The organism is Pseudomonas sp. VMV1, from assembly GCF_056790235.1.
Genome location: NZ_JBXGSE010000003.1, coordinates 745,315 through 761,296 on the forward strand (window position 1 = coordinate 745,315; position 15,982 = coordinate 761,296).

A 15,982-nucleotide genomic window follows, 5' to 3' on the forward strand; every position below is an offset into this window, starting at 1 on the left:
GTCATGCGCGGCGGTAACCGGCATGACGGCAAGCGAGCGCTATTACTTGAAGCTGCTGTTCAGGCTGGCGCTGGAGGAGAGGACGTTGGTGGAACCCAGCAGTTGGCTGACGAAGCGGTTCCAACGGGTGATACCGGCCGGGCCGACGAAGACCACGTCCTGCGGCTGCAGATGGAAATTCTGCGCCAGCACGTAGGCGGTGGGGTTCTTGGCCGCCAGGTGGAAGACCTGGGCAGTGGCGCCCGGAGCCTTCAGGTCTTCCGGGCCACGGATGACGTAGACGGCATCGGCGTTGGCGGTTTCCTGCTGGATGCCACCGGCCTGGCTCAGGGCTTCCATCAGGTTCAGGTTGGTGATCTTGTAGCTGACCGCAGACGGCGTGCGGACTTCACCGACCACGTAGACCTTGCGGGCGTCGTTGTAGGGCAGGTGGAGGCTGTCGCCGTCCTTCAGGTAGATGCCGTACAGCTTGGAATCCTTGCGGTTCAGGCTGTCGGTATCCAGGCGGTATTCCTTGCCGTCACGGACCAGGGTCACGCCGGTCAGGTCGGCACCACCGGTGTTGGCCACGCCAGCCTGACCCAGGGCTTCTACCAGGGTGATCGGCTTGGTGGTCAGCGGAATGGCGTCGCCCTTGTTCACGGCACCGGAGATGGTGACTTTCTGGCTGCCGAACTTCAGCACGCTGACGTCGACCTGGGGATTGTCGATGAAGGTGGCCAGACGACGGGAGATGTCGGTACGGATCTCTTCCAGGGTCTTGCCGGCGGCGCGCACGGTGCCGACGTAGGGGTAGAACAGGGTGCCGTCCGGACGGACCAGACGACCGTTGGCTTCCAGCTGCTGCTGGGCGCCGGACGGAGCGGTCAGTTCGGGGTGATCCCAGACGGTGATGTAGAGCAGGTCGCTCGCACCGACACGGTAAGCCTGCGGCTTGTAGTCCAGCAGGGGCTTGAGGTCGGGAGCCTTGGACAGGGCCGCGGAATCCTGGCTTACCAGCAGGGAGCTGGTGATCGGGATCAGCTGGACCTTGGTGCCCTGGATGCTCGGATCGCTCTTGAGGTCATCCTGATCCAGGTACTGACCCGGGGAGTAGGCACAACCCTGCAGGACGATGCCGGACAGCAAGGCCAGAGCGGTAAATTTGGTTTTCATGTCATTCGTCCTTGATTGCTGATTGAGTGTGAGCAAGAGGAATAAAACGGAAGGTAGAAGCAACGAGCCGGTTATTCATGGTGTTCCTTCGCGAGACTTGGCGGTCTTCGACAGTGGACCGGGTTCCATGCGGCTGGCCTATCCAGTGTGCGAGTGAGCTCGGGTCCCAGCTTGTAGTTGTACGAGCACCTGAGTCTGCTGGTCTGAGACTGGCCTTTAGCCATCGAGTTCAGCGCGTCAGAGGCGGAAAAAGGTGACGCAATTCGAAATCTGTCGCTTCTCCGCTACCGAGGTCCGATGACTTGGCAGTCATGTTTGTGCAGGTGCTTTTCCAGCAGCGCGGTCTGCGGCTTTTCCGTACCGTTCTTGGGCTCAATGGCCAGGGGGTAATCGCCCCAGCCCGGACCGGCCGCCCAATAGGCACTGGGTACGCATTGTTCGCCCAGATAGCTCAGCAGATTGTCCATGGCTTCGAGCCATTGTGGGTGTGCAGGTATCCCATATTCGCCAATGAAACCGCGCAAATTGTGCTGTTTCAGCCACTCGATGAAGGGTCGGGTCCTTTCCACCCCGATCATGGGATGGACGCCCTTGGTACCAGAGGCATAGTTGCCGCTGGAATCTTCATCGAAATAGATATGGGCCTCATAGATGAGGTTGTCCGCCGGATCCTTGATCAGCAGGTCGCCGTTTACCTGGGGCCAGCGCTGGGCGCTGGACCAGCTGTCGCCGGCGATGAAGATCGGGGTCTGCATGTCGAGGCTGCGAATGCTGTCCACCGCCGTCTGCGCGGCCCGTGGCCAGAGCCCCTGGGTATCATGGGGCTCGTTCATGACGTCGTAGCCGTACAGCGCCGGATGCTTCTGGAAGGTCTGGGCCAGGCGCTTCCAGGCGTCGGCATAGCTGCTATAGGGCACCTGCGGCGAACCGATCAGCTGGCCGCGATAGCGCGCATAGTTGTGCATGTCCAGGATCACCCGGATGCCGTACTTGTCGGCGAAATCCAGGGTGCGCTTGAGCAGGGCGACCTGTGCCTGATCCAGTTCGCCACCGAGCTGGGGCTGCACCCGCTCCCAGAGGAAGGGGAAGCGGATGAAGCGGATCCCCTTGGCGCTGTAGCGGCGGAAGTAATCCTCGGTGGGATAGAAGTAGTTGGTACCTTCCACGCCAGGTAGAACCTGACCGGCGAAGCCGGCGGCCGACATGTTGATGCCGATGAGATCCACCTTGGCTGTCGCTGGCTCTGCCTGAGCCTTGCCATAAAGCGCCGCGGACAGTAATGCGGTGGCCAGCAGGCCACCACCGATACGACGTTTCACTCGTGACACGGACAGCACCTCTATATCCATTCAAGGGGTCTGTTGATAAACCGGCGTCTGCACCAGGGGCGCGGTGCGACGGGCGAAATATTCCAGGGCCAGGTAGTCCACGGTCACCCGCACCGTCCAGGCGATGGCGGCGCCCATGATGGAGAAGTGCTGGATGCAGACCACCAGCAGGCCCAGATAGGGCAGCAGTTCGGCCAGGTGGATCATCGCCGTGGTGCGCGAATGACCCCGGGCCTGGATCTTGGCGAAGGGAATCTGCGCCAGGGCGTTGAAGATGAAGCCCACCGCGAGGATGCGCAGGATCTGCGCCGCATCGCCGCCATACTCGGGACCCATCCAGACGGTCATGATCCAGGGCGCGAGAAGCAGGATCGGCAGCACCATCGCCAGGCTGATTAGCAGCAGGCCCCAGAAGGCCTTGTTGGCCTGGCGGGCGGCATCGCTACCACTCTTGCTCAGCAGCGGGAACACCACCCGGGCCACGGCGTTGGGGATGATCAGCATCCGCGAGACCGCCTCGGCCGGGGCGGTGTAGAAGGACACCCGGCTGGCACCGACCATGTGCGAGAGTACGAAGCGATCGAAGTAGACCATCAGCGGACTGATGATGTTGCTCACCGTCATCCAGCTGCCGAATCTCAGCAGTTCCTTGAATACCTCGACCTTGAAGGTGCGGATGCCTTCGGGGAAATCCTTGTGCAGCGGCCAGTAGGCCAGCGCCATGGACACCACCCGCGCCAGCACCAGGCCGATCACCGTGGCGGAAAAGCTCGGCTCGATCAGCACGGCGATCAGCGGCGCGATCGCCAGCAGGCTGTTGGAGAAGGTCCGCAGGATATTGAATTCGCCGAAGCGCTCGTTGCCCTCCAGGTAGGCGAACCAGACCGTGGCCAGTAGGAAGGGCGGCACGCACAGGCTCAGCCAGCGAAAGCCGGCGACGGCGTTGTCGAAATGCTCGGGCGAGACGTGCAGCAGACTCACCACCTTGCCCGCGCCGAACCACAGCAGCAGGGTCGCCAGCAGACTCAGGCCGATGACGGCGCCGGTAGCCGTGCCCATGACCAGCCGGTTGAGCGGCTTGTCGCCATGGTGCATGGCGATGGCACGAATCACCGCGCGCGACAGACCGGCATCGAACAGCGTCGCATAGCCGACGATGGCGAAGGCCAGGGTGAAGAGACCGAACTGCTCGACGCCCAGCAGGCGCGACAGCACGCCCATGGTGGGCAGCGCGATGGCACTGGGGATGATGACACCCAGGATGTTCCAGGTGCTGTTTTTGATCATCGACATCGTGGGGGTGAAAACTCCTTGGGGCCGCCCGGCAGACGCCGGGCGGCACGAGGGATCAGACCGGGCGGGCCAGCTGGCTGCTCGGGCGCGGGTAGGGGCTACTGACGTAGGTCTCCTGGACGGGAGCGGAGCTGTAGTGGTGCAGCGCGCGCAGGGCCTGGATCACCATCAGGTAGCAGATGGTGGCCTGCAGGTACTCGAAGAAGCCGGCCAGCGGCCAGATCACCAGCTGGGCCAGGGTGGCGGTCACCACGAAGCCGGTATCGGGGTGCAGCATCTTCGCCCAGCGATAGTAGAGGAACAGCGAGACCGGGACGATGATGAAGGCCAGGAAGCCGAAGCGGAACAGGGTACCGAACACGCCCACGTCGGACAGGAAGAAGTACTCGCCGAAGTAGGGGATGAAGCCGTTGTTCCACATCAGCGACAGCGAGCCGCTGGGCAGCCAGTGATTCTGGCTGAGGTGGGAGAAGATGTAGCCGATGGTCTGCTCGCGCACGCCGTCGGTGGGGCCGTCTTCTACCGACTGGGCATAGAAGTCCAGATTCAGCCCCAGCACCTTCATCAGGTCGGGGAAGATGAAGAAGGGCGACAGCAGCAACGCCGACACACAGATCCAGACGATCGACTTGCTCTTCAGGCAGAACACCGTGAAGCACAGCGCCAGCACGATCAGCTGCCGGGTCTGGGTACCGAACACCAGGGTCAGCAGGAAGACCATGGCCAGCACGATGTGGATGGTCTTGCTGCGCGGCGAGCCATCGATCGGCGAGATGCCCTTGTTCCAGGTCTGGATGCAATAGAAATAGGCCAGGCACAGGGCGGGTGCCCCGATGGAAGAGCGATCCGGACGGTCGAAGGACGACTGCTTGTCACGCAGGTCGGGCAGGACTCCGAACTTGAACATCCAGGCCATGACGGCGGCCAGCAGTGCCGTGATCAGCAGGGCCTTCTCGAATTGCGAGGCGCTCATGTTGCGCCCCAGGAACATCAGGGTGGCGAAGCCGAAGCTGAACAGGATCCGCCGTTCTTCGATCAGGCCGTAGAACAATGGCTGGCCATAGAACAGGAAGGAAAAGATCGCCGGCAGCCCGATGAAGACCACCGACGAATAGACGGCGTAGGTCATCAGGATCTTGAATTCACGCTGCTGGGTGCCAATGCTGGTCAGCAGGTAGAAGAAGGTGAAGGCCATGCAGATGGCCAGATACAGCTCGTTCAGATAGAGAATGCCGACCGGGTTGTGCGGGCTTTCGCCGAACACGTCCAGATGCAGGATCAGCAACGGGATCAGGAGAACGAAGGAAACGGTACTTTTACGGAGAATGCTCATAGACCTACCCATCCAGACGGGACCACCGGACAGTTGGTCCGGTGGTCATCTTCCTTGCGGCCAAGAAACTGCGGAGCAGCCTCTCAGGTGCGTCGACTGCTGCGTTCCTTGAGATAGATGGGCAGGATGCTCAGGGCATCGTGCACGTAACGCTTGGCCAGACGCTTGGGCTCCGAACACAGCCGATGCAGCCACTCCAGCCTGGCCTTCTGCATCCAGCGCGGCGCCCGTTTGACGGTGCCGACGGCGAACAGGATGGAGGCCCCGATGCACAGGCCGACACCGGTGCGCTTGCTACTGTCGATCTGGCGGGCCAGCTTTTCCTGACGCGGGGCACCCACGGCATAGAGGATGAACTCGGAGGGGTTGCGCATCACGAAGTCGACGCATTTCTGCGTTTCCAGCGGATCGTTGATGAAACCCATCGGCGGGTTGTAGTGCGCCAGCTGTATATGCGGATACATCCGCCGCAGCTTGCCCACGTCACTCTCGCTGGAACCGATCAGCACCACCGACAGGTGCTCGTCGTTGGCCTTGCGCAGGATGCTCAGGGTGAGGTCACTGCCGGTGATGACCTCGGGCACGGCGACGCCCAGCGACTTGAGAATGGGCATCAGGATGCGGCTGTCGCAGATGCGCTTGCCGGCCCGCTGATAGGACTCGCGCATGTCCGCATTGCTCTGCAGCTGCACGACATGGTCGATGTTCGGCGTGACGATGTAGCTGTAGGGCCGGTGGATGTCCTGGTCGATGGCGTTCATCAACTCGTCTTTGGTACCGGTGAAGAACTCGATACCGAACGCTTGGGTGCTTAGGCTAGACATGCATCGTCGCTCCCTTGAAGGCGCCCTTGACTCCGGACCAGGCCAGTTTCGGATGCTTGAATTCCTTGAGCACGGTGATGCCGGACAGCAGCACCGCGGACACCAGTGCATAGGAGGTGCCGTGGAATTTGCGATTGAACCGGGTCGCCGCGCGATTGCGGAAATAGTGATAGAAGGCGCTGCGTCCGCCCGAGCTCATGGAGCCGTAGTGGAAAAGATGGCTCGTGCGCGAAACCTTGAGCACGACGCCCTTGCGCTTGGCCTGGTGCTGCCAGTCCACTTCTTCGGAGTACATGAAGTACGCCTCGTCCATGAACCCGATCTCGGTCAGCAGGCTGGCGCAGAAGGCCATGCTGCACCCCATGATGTAGTCGGGTTCACGGTCCAGCGTGGAGATGTCGCTGACGGCGATGTCCTTGCCCAGCAGCTTGGACTTGCCCAGCAGCGGATAGAGGATGCCGCCGCCATAGCATTCCAGGCGACCGGTCTGGGAGCTCAGGATCACCGAGCCGACGATCGTCCTGGGTGCGCGTTGCAGCTCGGCCAGCAGCGGAGCGAAGGCATCGTCCTTGACGTAGGCGTCGTTGTTGACGACCCAGAAGTGCTTGACCGGCAGGTTGTCCAGCGCCCAGCGCATGCCGTAGTTGTTGCCGCCGGCGTAGCCGTCGTTGCGCGGACTGGCGAGCACGGTGACCTGGCTCAAGCCATGGTCGGCCTGCCAGCGCTGCAGGACGTCGATGGAGACGTCCTGGGAATCATTGTCCACTACCACCACATGATCGATGGACGGACAGTGCTTGAGGATGCTCTCCACGCAACTGATGGTTTCGTTGGGAGCCTTGTAGTTAAGCACCATGACTACGTTCATTGGCGTGTTCCTGTTCTTCAGAATCATCAATCCGGTACAGCGTCGAGATCCAAGGCTGCCAAGCGTGGCCGGGTTCCAGATCGAACCCTTCGAATTCGCTGTGTTAGGTAGTTTCTTGTCGTTCGATGCGCCTGTACGAATACTGCCGCGATCCCTGAAGGGATTGGCTGGACGGCGGTCAGGCCGCCCAGCCGGGGTACTGCATCAGCTCTGGCTACCCTGCTCATAGGAGTAGTGGTAGTTGCCGTAGGAGCCATAGTTGCTGGCCTTGCGCTCCACGGCGTTGAAGATCACACCCTTGAGCGGAATGCCGTTGAGGTCGAAGCGGCGCTTGGTCGCCTCCAGCTCCTTGACACTGTTCACGCCGAAACGTGCGACGATCAGGCTGGTACCGGCGTGGCTGCCGATGATGCCCGCCTCGGTCACTGCCAGGATCGGCGGGGTGTCGATGATCACGATGTCGTACAGCTCGCTGAATTTCTTCAGCACGGTGGTGAATCTCAGGCTCATCAGCAGTTCCGACGGGTTCGGCGGGAACTGGCCGCAAGAGACGAAATCCAGGCTGCCGACTTCGGTCTTCTTGATGGCATCGTTCAGGGCGATACGGCCACTGAGCAGATCGGACAGGCCGTCCTGCTGCTTGGTGTTCATCAGCTTGTGCAGGTAGCCCTTGCGCATGTCGCCGTCGATCAGCAGCACGCGTTGGCCGGACTCGGCGATTACCGCAGCCAGGTTCGAGGACACGAAGGACTTACCGACGCCCGGGCTAGGACCGGAGATCATCAGGATGTTGTTCTTGGCCTCGATCATGGCGAAGTGCAGGCTGGTACGCAGGCTACGCAGCGCCTCGGTGCTCAGATCGGTCGGATGGGTAAGGGCGGTCAGCGAGGATTCGCCCGGCTTCTTGGTGCCCAGTACCTTGGTGGTATCCGCCTGGTTCTTGCTGTAGGGAATCGAGGCGTATACCGGCAGGCCGATCTGTTCGATGGCTTCCGGGGTCTCGACACCGCGACGCAGGGTGTGGCGGGTGTAGACGATGGCCAGGCCGACGATGCCGCCCAGGATGATGGCGACGGCGATGATCAGCGGCTTGTTGGGGGCCGAAGGATCGTCGACGTTGGCGTTGGCATTGTCGATGATGCGGACGCTACCCACGGTACCGGCGCGAATGACTTCCAGCTCCTGGGCCTTGTTCAGCATCAAGGCGTAGGTCTGACCAGTCACCTCGATGTCGCGGTTCAGGCGCAGCAGTTCCTGCTGGGTTTCCGGCAGCACTTCGACGCGCTTCTGCAGCTTGGCACGCTCAGCTTGCAGCTGACCCAACTGGCTCATCAGCGCCTGGTAGGCCGGGTGCTGGCGAGTGAACTTGCGGTCCATCTCGGTACGCTTGAGGTTCAGCTCGGAGATCTGGTTATCCAGGGAAACGGTCTGTTCCAGGACGCCCTTGGTCTCGCTGTCGATGTCGACCGACTTCTTGTTGGTCTGGTAGTAGTTCAGCGCGGACTGGGCCTTTTCCAGGTCGGATTTCACCACCGGGATCTGGGCGCGCAGGAACTCAAGGCTCTGGGTCGATTCGGCAGCGTTGCGATCGATGTTCTGCTGAACATAGATGTCCGCCACTTCCTGGACGATGGCCTGGGCCTTCAGCGGATCCGGATCCTGCAGGCCGACACCGATGATGCCCGACATCTTGCCGCGTTCACCGGCCACGATACGGCCCTGGTATTCCTGGATGGTCTTGGAGAAGCGCTTCTTGGTAATGGTGAACTCGGTACCCGGACGCGCTTGCAGGGTAGCGACCTTGATCTGGTAGCCGGCGTTGTTCACGGGCTGACCAACGCCACCGTGCAGCACCACTTCGTCATCGGCGTTGAAGACGGTGAAGTTCTGATTGTCCTCTACCTTGAGCTTCATCGGCTTGTCGAGATTGCTGTCAGGTACTTCCAGCTGATCGATGACCAGTTTCTCGCCGCCCCAGGCGAAGCTGTTCAGGCCGAGCAGGGGGGAGGCGACGTCGGTGTCATTTTGCGGCTCGAAGCGACGGGCGACGAAGTTGCCGATCATCGGGAAATAACGCGGCTTGACCTCGATATCCAGCTTGAGGTTCTCGATCGCCTTGCCGATCACCGAGCGCGACTTGAGCAGCTCGATCTCGGTCACCGCCTCGGGCATGGGCGGCGGCATGCCGGTGGACGTATCGGTCAGTCGGGTAACGCCCTTCTTTTCCAGTTCGATCTGGATCATGGCGTTGGACGAATACATCGGGGTGGCCAATATGGCGTAGCCAATACCGAGCGCGGCGAAAATACCGATTACCGACAGGAGTTGCCATTTGTAATCGATCAACATACCAAAGAGTGCGGAAAAGTTAATATCCGACTCGTTCTTAACTTCGGGAGTAAAGCGAGGCATCGTAGTCATGAAATTCCTTCTTCCCTATTTGATGTATGGAAGCCAACTGTCTACACAGCGCGTCAAAAGTATGTGCACATTTTGAAACATCTCTTTAGAAAGGCGATAAGGGTCTGGTACTTCTTGATTGCTCAACCATTTCCCGATCAGAAAAACCTTACCCCTGACTTCAGGAGCAATACTTTCGACGGAGCGTGAGTGAAACTCTTCCATGGTCAAAATCAAATCCGCCTTGCGCAGCATTTCCGCATCCGCTTGGCGAGCTTTGTGGGTAGTGGAATCGATACCGTTTTCCCGGAGTACCTCCTGTGCAGTCTTCTCAATGCCATGACCAACCAGCGCCCTGATACCAGCAGAGCTGACCTGGACGTCACGGCCTTCCAGTGCCTTGGTCAGTAGTGCTTCTGCGACCGGGCTGCGGCAGATGTTCCCTTCGCATACAACCAATATTGACTTGATCATTCTTCAAAACCTTCCTGTTGTCCGGACAACAGGTATCGACGGCAGATAGCCCAGCAATGGCCTGTCTTCAGGCGTTGCTCGCTGCCGATGTAATTAGAGTCAGGAGTCCAGGCTCCAGATCGTCGTGCTGAGTAGCGGGGCCCGTGGCCCCGGCCGTATCTCAGTATGCGTTCTTATTGATGAAGCCTTTGAACAGGGTGAGGAAGATGATCTTGACGTCCCACCAGAAAGACCAGTGGTGGATATAGTCCAGATCGAACTCGACCCGTTTCTGCATCTTGTCCAGGGTGTCGGTTTCGCCGCGCCAGCCATTGACTTGGGCCCAACCGGTAATGCCGGGCTTCATCTTGTGGCGGAGCATGTAGCCCTGCACCAGCTTGCGGTATTGCTCGTTGTGAGCGACCGCGTGGGGGCGCGGGCCGACGATGGACATCTCGCCGCGGAGTACATTAATGAATTGAGGCAATTCATCGAGAGAAGTACGTCTTAAAAATGCACCAAACGGGGTGATCCGGGTGTCATTCTTGGTCGCCTGTGTAACCTTGGCGCCGTTTTCCATGACCTTCATGCTGCGGAATTTCCACACCTCGATCGGCTTGCCGTCCATGCCGTAGCGCTTCTGCTTGAAGAAGATCGGGCCGGGCGAGGTGATCTTGATGCCGATGGCGATGGCCAGCATGGGCAGGGAGATCATGGCCAGAATGATGGAGGACAGCACGATGTCCTCGATACGCTTGACGATGTGGCTGGCGCCATCCATCGGCGTATCGAAGATGCTGATGCTGGGCAGGCCATCCAGGCTCTCGCTGCGGGCGTGCAGCAGGTGGAACATGAAGATGTCCGGAATGATGTAGACGGACGCCGTGGTGTCGCTCAGCTCCTGGACCAGCCAGTTGATCTTGCTCTGGTCGGCCATGCCCAGGGTGATGTAGACCTTGTCGACCTGGCCGGAGCGGACGTCCTGCATGAGCTGGTCCAGGCCGCCGTTCAGGGCGGGGCTGGGCACGCCTTCTTCGCCGGTGTCCTGGTTGTCGCTATAGAAGCCGGCGATGCGCAGGCCCATCCAGGGCGCCGTGCTGATGGTGTGCGCCAGACGCTGCGCGACCATGCCGTTGCCGGCGATGGCGACGTGGCGGGTATTGATGCCGGCCTTGCGCAGCGAGTGCATGATCGAGCGCAACAGCACGCGATAGCCGCAGAGCGTACCCAGCGTCAGGCCCAGCCAGCCCTGCATCACGCCGGGCGAGAGGTAGGACTGGTCGAAGAAGAAGTAGTCGACCATGAATACGGTCGCAAAGGTCAGCACCCAGTAGGTGGCGATCTTGAGCAGTTCATCGGTGATGCGCTCACCACGCCAGGAACCATAGACATGGTTCAGCTCGGTGAGGAAATGGAAGATCAGCAAGGACAGGAAGATGACGACCCAATGCTCGGGACGCATGCCGGTTTCCGACGCCCAGGTACCTGCCACATAGGCGCTCAGCGTGATCACGGCGAGGTCGAGCAGGCGGTGTGCGAGCGAGATTGCCGAGGAATTCGTATGCAAAATGCCGCGTTCTTTCAAATTCATGGTTCCATCCTTGTGCGTATACCGTGCACGAACTTTCAACTGGGCGGGGCAGCTACCAGCGTATGAAATGTTCACTATGGCGCTCTAGGACCGATGACTGACCACCGATCGCTAAATGCCATGATGGCTGTAGCGACGTTAGGACTCGGCACTGATTAAGAGGTTCACACGGTAGAAAGGCAGGGAGGCGCTGTCGAGCTAGCCCAAATCAGGGCAAATAGCACGCCAGACGAGGTGCGGCGGGAGAGGGGATGTGAAGAAGGGGGGAGTGCGTCACAGTGCGGGCGGACGGGTGGCACACTTCTATCGCATCAAGGCGCGATGAGTGGTTTATCTGGGCAGCACGAGAGGGGAAAACGTTCCGTCGGACTTGAGCGCGGGATGTAGGATTTGTGATCCTGTTCACTAAACATTGAGACAGGCTGAATGCTCAGATCGGATGTAGGCCAGTCCCTGGCCTGCGGAACGCCTCAATGGCGATGGTGGGACTGAAAGCTCAAGGGGGAATTGACGGGGAGGGTGGAAATCTTGGAGTGCCAGGCCGAGCTTCTGGAGTTATCCGGAGAGAACAACAGGAAAGACCAGCTGACGAGGAGCGAGGCCACCGCAAGCCAGGGCAGCTGGGCTTGGGCGAAGACGAGGCAACCGGCGACGCCGGTCCAAACGGGCAGGTAGTAGCGCATTTTTGTTATTCCTGCTTTTTGCGAGATTGCAATCTAACTATTGTGCAGACTTTGTGAGAAGTCCATCACCAAAAGCTATTTTTTACATTTCCCTGCTCAGATTCCGACAAACGTGCAGGATAGAGCGGCTGTGGCCTAGGCCAAGACAGGCTTTTCCGCGGTCAGCAGCAGATTTCGCGGTGTCAGGCTGGCCGGACAGAAGGTTGCCAACTTCACGCTGTAACCTTGTTCCTGTAGGAACAGCGCCTGATCCAGTACCAGCCAGAGCTCCAGCGGACGGCGGAACAGGCCACGCAACAGTTCGAGATTACGAACTTCTGCCAGTCGCTGGAAGCCCCGGCGTTCCCAGAGCGACCAGTCGATACCGGCGGGAAGGGTCAGCGCCTTGCGCCGTGCCAGCTCTGCGCCAAAGGCCGAGAACGGTTGGCGTAGCCAATGGCTGGGCAGCGGTGGGGTGTTGAGATAGACATCGCATCCGCTGAGCTCGCGCTGCAAGAGATCGAATCCCAGCCGCCGGGCCATGGACAGATCCCGGTCACGCCGCACTCGCTGTCCGCCGGTGACGGTTTCACACAGGGCCAGTCGCAGGGCTTCACGGTCCAGGCGAAGCGACGACTCCCTGGCTGCCGTGGACAGCGGGCAATAGACCTCGGCGGTGATCCGGTCATAGCAGCAGGGCGCCAGGGCCAGCTGCTGACACCCGCGTTCCGCCGTTACCTTGAGCAGCTGTGCGTGCAGGTCGCCACAGGCGTGCAAGGCGACGGGCGTGTCGCGGGTGCCGAGTTGAGCCGTTGCCAGCGGTTGGAGCACATCGGCCTGATAATGGTGCACGGGCGCATGAGCCCGATGGCTGAGCCTTTCTCCCTCCGCGACCAGCGCCGTATCGACCTCCAGGCAGATGGCCGGTGCCCCTCGATGGGTCAGGTGCCTGGCCAGGTGTCCCTTGCCGGCGCACCAGTCGACCCAGCGCTGCACGGGCTGCTGGAAATCCAGCTTGCGGGTGAAGGCTTCGATCTGCAGCCATTTGCGCCCCGGCACGTCGACGTCCTGCCTGCCAGGCAGGTCGCCGCCCAGGCTGTCTGGGTGTTCGCTGACCTGGGTGAGGGCCAACGACGTCGCTGCCAGGCCGCGGAAGGGTTCAGGCGCCTTCAGCAGTTGCGGCGTATTATGGGCCTCTTCGGCCTCTTCTAGACTGCGGGCCCGCAACCAGCTGGCCAGCTCCGGGTAGCCCGCCTCCCAGTCCAGCGCCCGTTCGACGAAGGGTCTGGGTCGCCAGAGATGCTGATGCCGGGTCAGAAAGAGATCCAGGGCGGTGAAGCGTTCTAGAAAGGCATCGGCGAGCATGATGGCAGTAGGCAATGACAGAATGGGCAGGAGAGACAGGACCTGGCCGCTATTGTCACGTCGCCCGGGCGCCTTGGGTATCGAAATTTCCGGCTCTCGGCGCCGGTACAGGAGCGGCCATCGGCCTGGTCCTGGATACGGCGAGGGTCCTTAGCTGCTGGCGATCGCGGACGCGAGGCTGAGTGTCGACCATGAGTCAGATTGATGAATCGATTTATCTCAAAGCCAGACATCTGGTCGTGTGACCACTACTTGTCGCGCTAACATTGTCTGTTCGGTAACTCCCAGAAGGAAAATCCTATGAAGCCAACCTCCCCGCACAAGCTGCGTTTAGCGTTCAGAGCCCTGCTGAAATCGGACAGCTGCTACCACACGGCGTCCGTCTTCGATCCCATGTCGGCGCGCATCGCCAACGACCTCGGTTTCGAAATGGGCATTCTCGGCGGGTCGGTGGCTTCCCTGCAGGTCCTGGCGGCACCGGACTTCGCCTTGATCACCCTGAGCGAGTTCGTCGAACAGGCCACGCGCATTGGCCGGGTCGCACGCCTGCCCATCATCGCCGACGCCGATCACGGCTACGGCAATGCCCTGAACGTCATGCGTACCATCACCGAACTCGAACGGGCCGGGGTGGCGGCCCTGACCATCGAGGACACCGTGCTGCCGGCTGGCTATGGCCGCAAATCCACCGACCTGGTGAGCGTCGAAGAGGGCATCGGCAAGATCAAGGGTGCCTTGGAAGCCCGTATCGACGAAGCCCTGAGCATCTTCGCCCGCACCAATGCCACCGAACTGAGCACCGCGGAAGTCATCTCCCGCACCAAGGCCTACGAGGCGGCGGGCGCGGACGGCATCTGCATGGTCGGCATTCGCGACTTCGATCATCTGGAAGAGATTACCCAGCACCTGACCGTCCCGGTGATGCTGGTGACCTACGGCAATCCCCAGTTGCGCGACAACGCACGCTTGGCCAAGGCCGGGGTACGGGTGGTGGTGAATGGTCATGCCGCCTACTTCGCCGCGATCAAGGCGACCTACGATTGCCTGCGAGAGCAGCGCGACATCACGGCGTCCGATCTGTCCGCTTCCGAGCTGTCCACCAAGTACTCGACATTGCAGGAATATCGAGTCTGGGCGCGGGAATTCATGGACGTGAAGGAGTAACGATCAGGCCGTGTTCAGCGAACTCGGCTGCAGGCCCTTGCTGGGAAAGGGCGTCACGATATCCAGATCCAGGTCGGTTGGCAGATGCAGCGCGGCAACCCGGGCTTCGACGAAGGCACGCATTTCCTGACGGAAACGCTTGGTCGCGAAGCGTTCGGCGTTCTGTCGGCACGCCTGCTGGCTGATCGGCGTTTCCAGGGCTTCGAACTGGCGCACGGCGGCACAGAGTGAGGCTACGCTCTGCTCCGGATAGAAGACGCCGGTGGGATGCTGAGTTTCCAGTCCCCGCACGGTTTCCAGTACGCCACCCCGGCCATAGGCGATGACGGGCGTACCGCAGGCCTGGGCTTCGATGGGGGTGATGCCGAAGTCTTCCTCGGCGGCGAAGACGAAGGCCCGTGCTCGGCGCATGTGATCGAGCAGACAGTCGAAGTCCTGGTAACCCAGCAGCGTGACGTTGGGGCCGGCGACTTCCTTGGCCTTTTCGAACTCGGGGCCGGCGCCGATCACCACCAGCTTCTTGTCGGGCATCTGGCTGAAGGCTTCGACGATCATCGGCATGCGCTTGTAGGGCACCATGCGCGAGGCCGTCAGGTAGAAGTCGTCCTTGTCGCCAGCCGGGGTGAAGCGGCTGATGTCGACCGGCGGGTAAATGACCTTGGCTTCACGGCGATAGGCCTTGCTGATGCGACGGGCGATGAAGTGGGAGTTGGCCACGAAGGCGTCCACGCCAGCGGCGGTGCGCTGATCCCAGATGCGGATGTAATGCAGGATGACGCGCGCCAGCTTGCCCTTGAGGCCGCGGTCCAGACCGGCTTCCTTGAGGTACTGGTGCTGCAGGTCCCAGGCGTAGCGGATGGGCGAGTGGACGTAGCTGATGTGCAGCTGGTCCGGGCCGGTCAGGACGCCCTTGGCCACTGCATGGCTGCTGGAAATGATCAGGTCATAGCCGGACAGGTCGAGTTGCTCGATGGCGTGCGGCATGAGCGGCAGATAGGTCTGATAGCGCTTCTTGGCCTGGGGCAGACGCTGGATGAAGGTCGTGGTCGCCTGCTTGCCTTGCAGGAGCGCCCGATCCTCGTCCGACAGAAAGTCGATCACGCTGAACAGGTCGGCCTCCGGCCAGATATCGAGCAGTTCAGCAAGCACGCGTTCGGCGCCAGCAAAGGTTACCAACCAGTCGTGAACGATGGCGATTTTCATGTCGTCTTCCTTAAGCGTGAAATGAAATCAAGTGCTGGTGCTGATTCATGGAGTGCTGGTTTTTCTGGTCACTGCATATCCCCAGGGCAGCCGAGTAATCTCGATGCCTTCCACGGCGCTTTCGAGTTCGTGCAACTTGATGTTTGGGCTTTTCGCAAAGACGGCGTCGGTTGCAGACTTTTCGAAAAAGTAGGCGTTTTCCAGGTGCTCCGCGGCCGCGACCGCAGTGTTGTTCGAGCCACCTTCCAGGACGTGGCGATCAGCGGCCTGCACGACGTGTCCGGACTCGCATGAGGCGTTCTCGAGAGTCAGGGGGGCAGAGGAACAACTCTGGCCTTCCGTG

At 60.8% G+C, this 15,982-nt stretch carries 14 protein-coding genes; 2 read left to right on the plus strand and 12 right to left on the minus strand.

What is annotated here, in order from left to right; translation table 11 throughout:
* Positions 1–42: 42 nt before the first annotated feature.
* The 11 genes from ACUCV0_RS13510 to ACUCV0_RS13560 form a co-directional block, all read right to left on the minus strand.
* Positions 43–1,155, minus strand: coding sequence for a polysaccharide biosynthesis/export family protein (locus ACUCV0_RS13510; protein ID WP_482212914.1), 1,113 nt, complete (start codon positions 1,153–1,155; stop codon positions 43–45).
* Positions 1,156–1,439: 284 nt separating this feature from the next.
* Entirely contained in the window at positions 1,440–2,474 is a 1,035-nt protein-coding gene (locus ACUCV0_RS13515) for a glycoside hydrolase family 5 protein (RefSeq protein WP_323148936.1), read from the minus strand.
* A gap of 30 nt (positions 2,475–2,504) precedes the next feature.
* Positions 2,505–3,776 carry a flippase gene (locus tag ACUCV0_RS13520; RefSeq protein WP_237140548.1) on the minus strand — a complete coding sequence of 424 codons (1,272 nt, stop codon included), beginning with the start codon at positions 3,774–3,776 and terminating at the stop codon, positions 2,505–2,507.
* A gap of 55 nt (positions 3,777–3,831) precedes the next feature.
* Complete coding sequence (locus ACUCV0_RS13525) at positions 3,832–5,109, minus strand: hypothetical protein (RefSeq protein WP_059316602.1); 1,278 nt, start codon at positions 5,107–5,109, stop codon at positions 3,832–3,834.
* Positions 5,110–5,192: 83 nt separating this feature from the next.
* Positions 5,193–5,933, minus strand: a complete 741-nt coding sequence (locus ACUCV0_RS13530; protein WP_059316601.1) for a WecB/TagA/CpsF family glycosyltransferase — start codon at positions 5,931–5,933, stop codon at positions 5,193–5,195.
* Entirely contained in the window at positions 5,926–6,801 is an 876-nt protein-coding gene (locus tag ACUCV0_RS13535) for a glycosyltransferase family 2 protein (protein ID WP_059316600.1), read from the minus strand. The genes ACUCV0_RS13530 and ACUCV0_RS13535 overlap by 8 nt, the downstream gene beginning before the upstream one ends.
* Positions 6,802–7,005: 204 nt before the next feature.
* Positions 7,006–9,222 carry a polysaccharide biosynthesis tyrosine autokinase gene (locus ACUCV0_RS13540; RefSeq protein WP_059316599.1) on the minus strand — a complete coding sequence of 739 codons (2,217 nt, stop codon included), beginning with the start codon at positions 9,220–9,222 and terminating at the stop codon, positions 7,006–7,008.
* Positions 9,223–9,237: 15 nt separating this feature from the next.
* Positions 9,238–9,675, minus strand: coding sequence for a low molecular weight protein-tyrosine-phosphatase (locus tag ACUCV0_RS13545; RefSeq protein WP_482212915.1), 438 nt, complete (start codon positions 9,673–9,675; stop codon positions 9,238–9,240).
* A 160-nt stretch (positions 9,676–9,835) separates the two neighbouring features.
* Positions 9,836–11,245, minus strand: coding sequence for an undecaprenyl-phosphate glucose phosphotransferase (locus tag ACUCV0_RS13550; protein ID WP_059316597.1), 1,410 nt, complete (start codon positions 11,243–11,245; stop codon positions 9,836–9,838).
* Positions 11,246–11,715: 470 nt separating this feature from the next.
* Positions 11,716–11,928, minus strand: a complete 213-nt coding sequence (locus ACUCV0_RS13555) for a hypothetical protein (RefSeq protein ID WP_059316596.1) — start codon at positions 11,926–11,928, stop codon at positions 11,716–11,718.
* A gap of 135 nt (positions 11,929–12,063) precedes the next feature.
* Positions 12,064–13,302 carry a methyltransferase gene (locus ACUCV0_RS13560; RefSeq protein ID WP_482212979.1) on the minus strand — a complete coding sequence of 413 codons (1,239 nt, stop codon included), beginning with the start codon at positions 13,300–13,302 and terminating at the stop codon, positions 12,064–12,066.
* Between the two features lie 270 nt (positions 13,303–13,572).
* Between ACUCV0_RS13560 and ACUCV0_RS13565 the strand changes: the two genes are divergently transcribed.
* A complete protein-coding gene (locus ACUCV0_RS13565; protein ID WP_059316594.1) occupies positions 13,573–14,436 on the plus strand; it encodes an isocitrate lyase/PEP mutase family protein in 864 nt (287 codons plus the stop codon).
* A gap of 3 nt (positions 14,437–14,439) precedes the next feature.
* Here ACUCV0_RS13565 and ACUCV0_RS13570 read toward each other — a convergent pair whose 3' ends face one another.
* A complete protein-coding gene (locus tag ACUCV0_RS13570; protein WP_271653345.1) occupies positions 14,440–15,639 on the minus strand; it encodes a glycosyltransferase family 4 protein in 1,200 nt (399 codons plus the stop codon).
* On the opposite strand from ACUCV0_RS13570, the gene ACUCV0_RS13575 reads away from it, so the two are divergent.
* Positions 15,619–15,933, plus strand: coding sequence for a hypothetical protein (locus tag ACUCV0_RS13575; RefSeq protein ID WP_156428978.1), 315 nt, complete (start codon positions 15,619–15,621; stop codon positions 15,931–15,933). The two genes, ACUCV0_RS13570 and ACUCV0_RS13575, sit on opposite strands and share 21 nt — an antisense overlap.
* Positions 15,934–15,982: the final 49 nt, after the last annotated feature.

Excerpts from the sequence above, each read along its gene's own strand:
- ACUCV0_RS13510 (WP_482212914.1), bottom strand. The coding sequence starts at position 1,155 with ATGAAAACCAAATTTACCGCTCTGGCCTTGCTGTCCGGCATCGTCCTG.
- ACUCV0_RS13520 (WP_237140548.1), bottom strand. The coding sequence starts at position 3,776 with ATGTCGATGATCAAAAACAGCACCTGGAACATCCTGGGTGTCATCATC.
- ACUCV0_RS13525 (WP_059316602.1), bottom strand. The coding sequence starts at position 5,109 with ATGAGCATTCTCCGTAAAAGTACCGTTTCCTTCGTTCTCCTGATCCCG.
- ACUCV0_RS13530 (WP_059316601.1), bottom strand. The coding sequence starts at position 5,933 with ATGTCTAGCCTAAGCACCCAAGCGTTCGGTATCGAGTTCTTCACCGGT.
- ACUCV0_RS13535 (WP_059316600.1), bottom strand. The coding sequence starts at position 6,801 with ATGAACGTAGTCATGGTGCTTAACTACAAGGCTCCCAACGAAACCATC.
- ACUCV0_RS13540 (WP_059316599.1), bottom strand. The coding sequence starts at position 9,222 with ATGACTACGATGCCTCGCTTTACTCCCGAAGTTAAGAACGAGTCGGAT.
- ACUCV0_RS13545 (WP_482212915.1), bottom strand. The coding sequence starts at position 9,675 with ATGATCAAGTCAATATTGGTTGTATGCGAAGGGAACATCTGCCGCAGC.
- ACUCV0_RS13550 (WP_059316597.1), bottom strand. The coding sequence starts at position 11,245 with ATGAATTTGAAAGAACGCGGCATTTTGCATACGAATTCCTCGGCAATC.
- ACUCV0_RS13555 (WP_059316596.1), bottom strand. The coding sequence starts at position 11,928 with ATGCGCTACTACCTGCCCGTTTGGACCGGCGTCGCCGGTTGCCTCGTC.
- ACUCV0_RS13565 (WP_059316594.1), top strand. The coding sequence starts at position 13,573 with ATGAAGCCAACCTCCCCGCACAAGCTGCGTTTAGCGTTCAGAGCCCTG.
- ACUCV0_RS13570 (WP_271653345.1), bottom strand. The coding sequence starts at position 15,639 with ATGAAAATCGCCATCGTTCACGACTGGTTGGTAACCTTTGCTGGCGCC.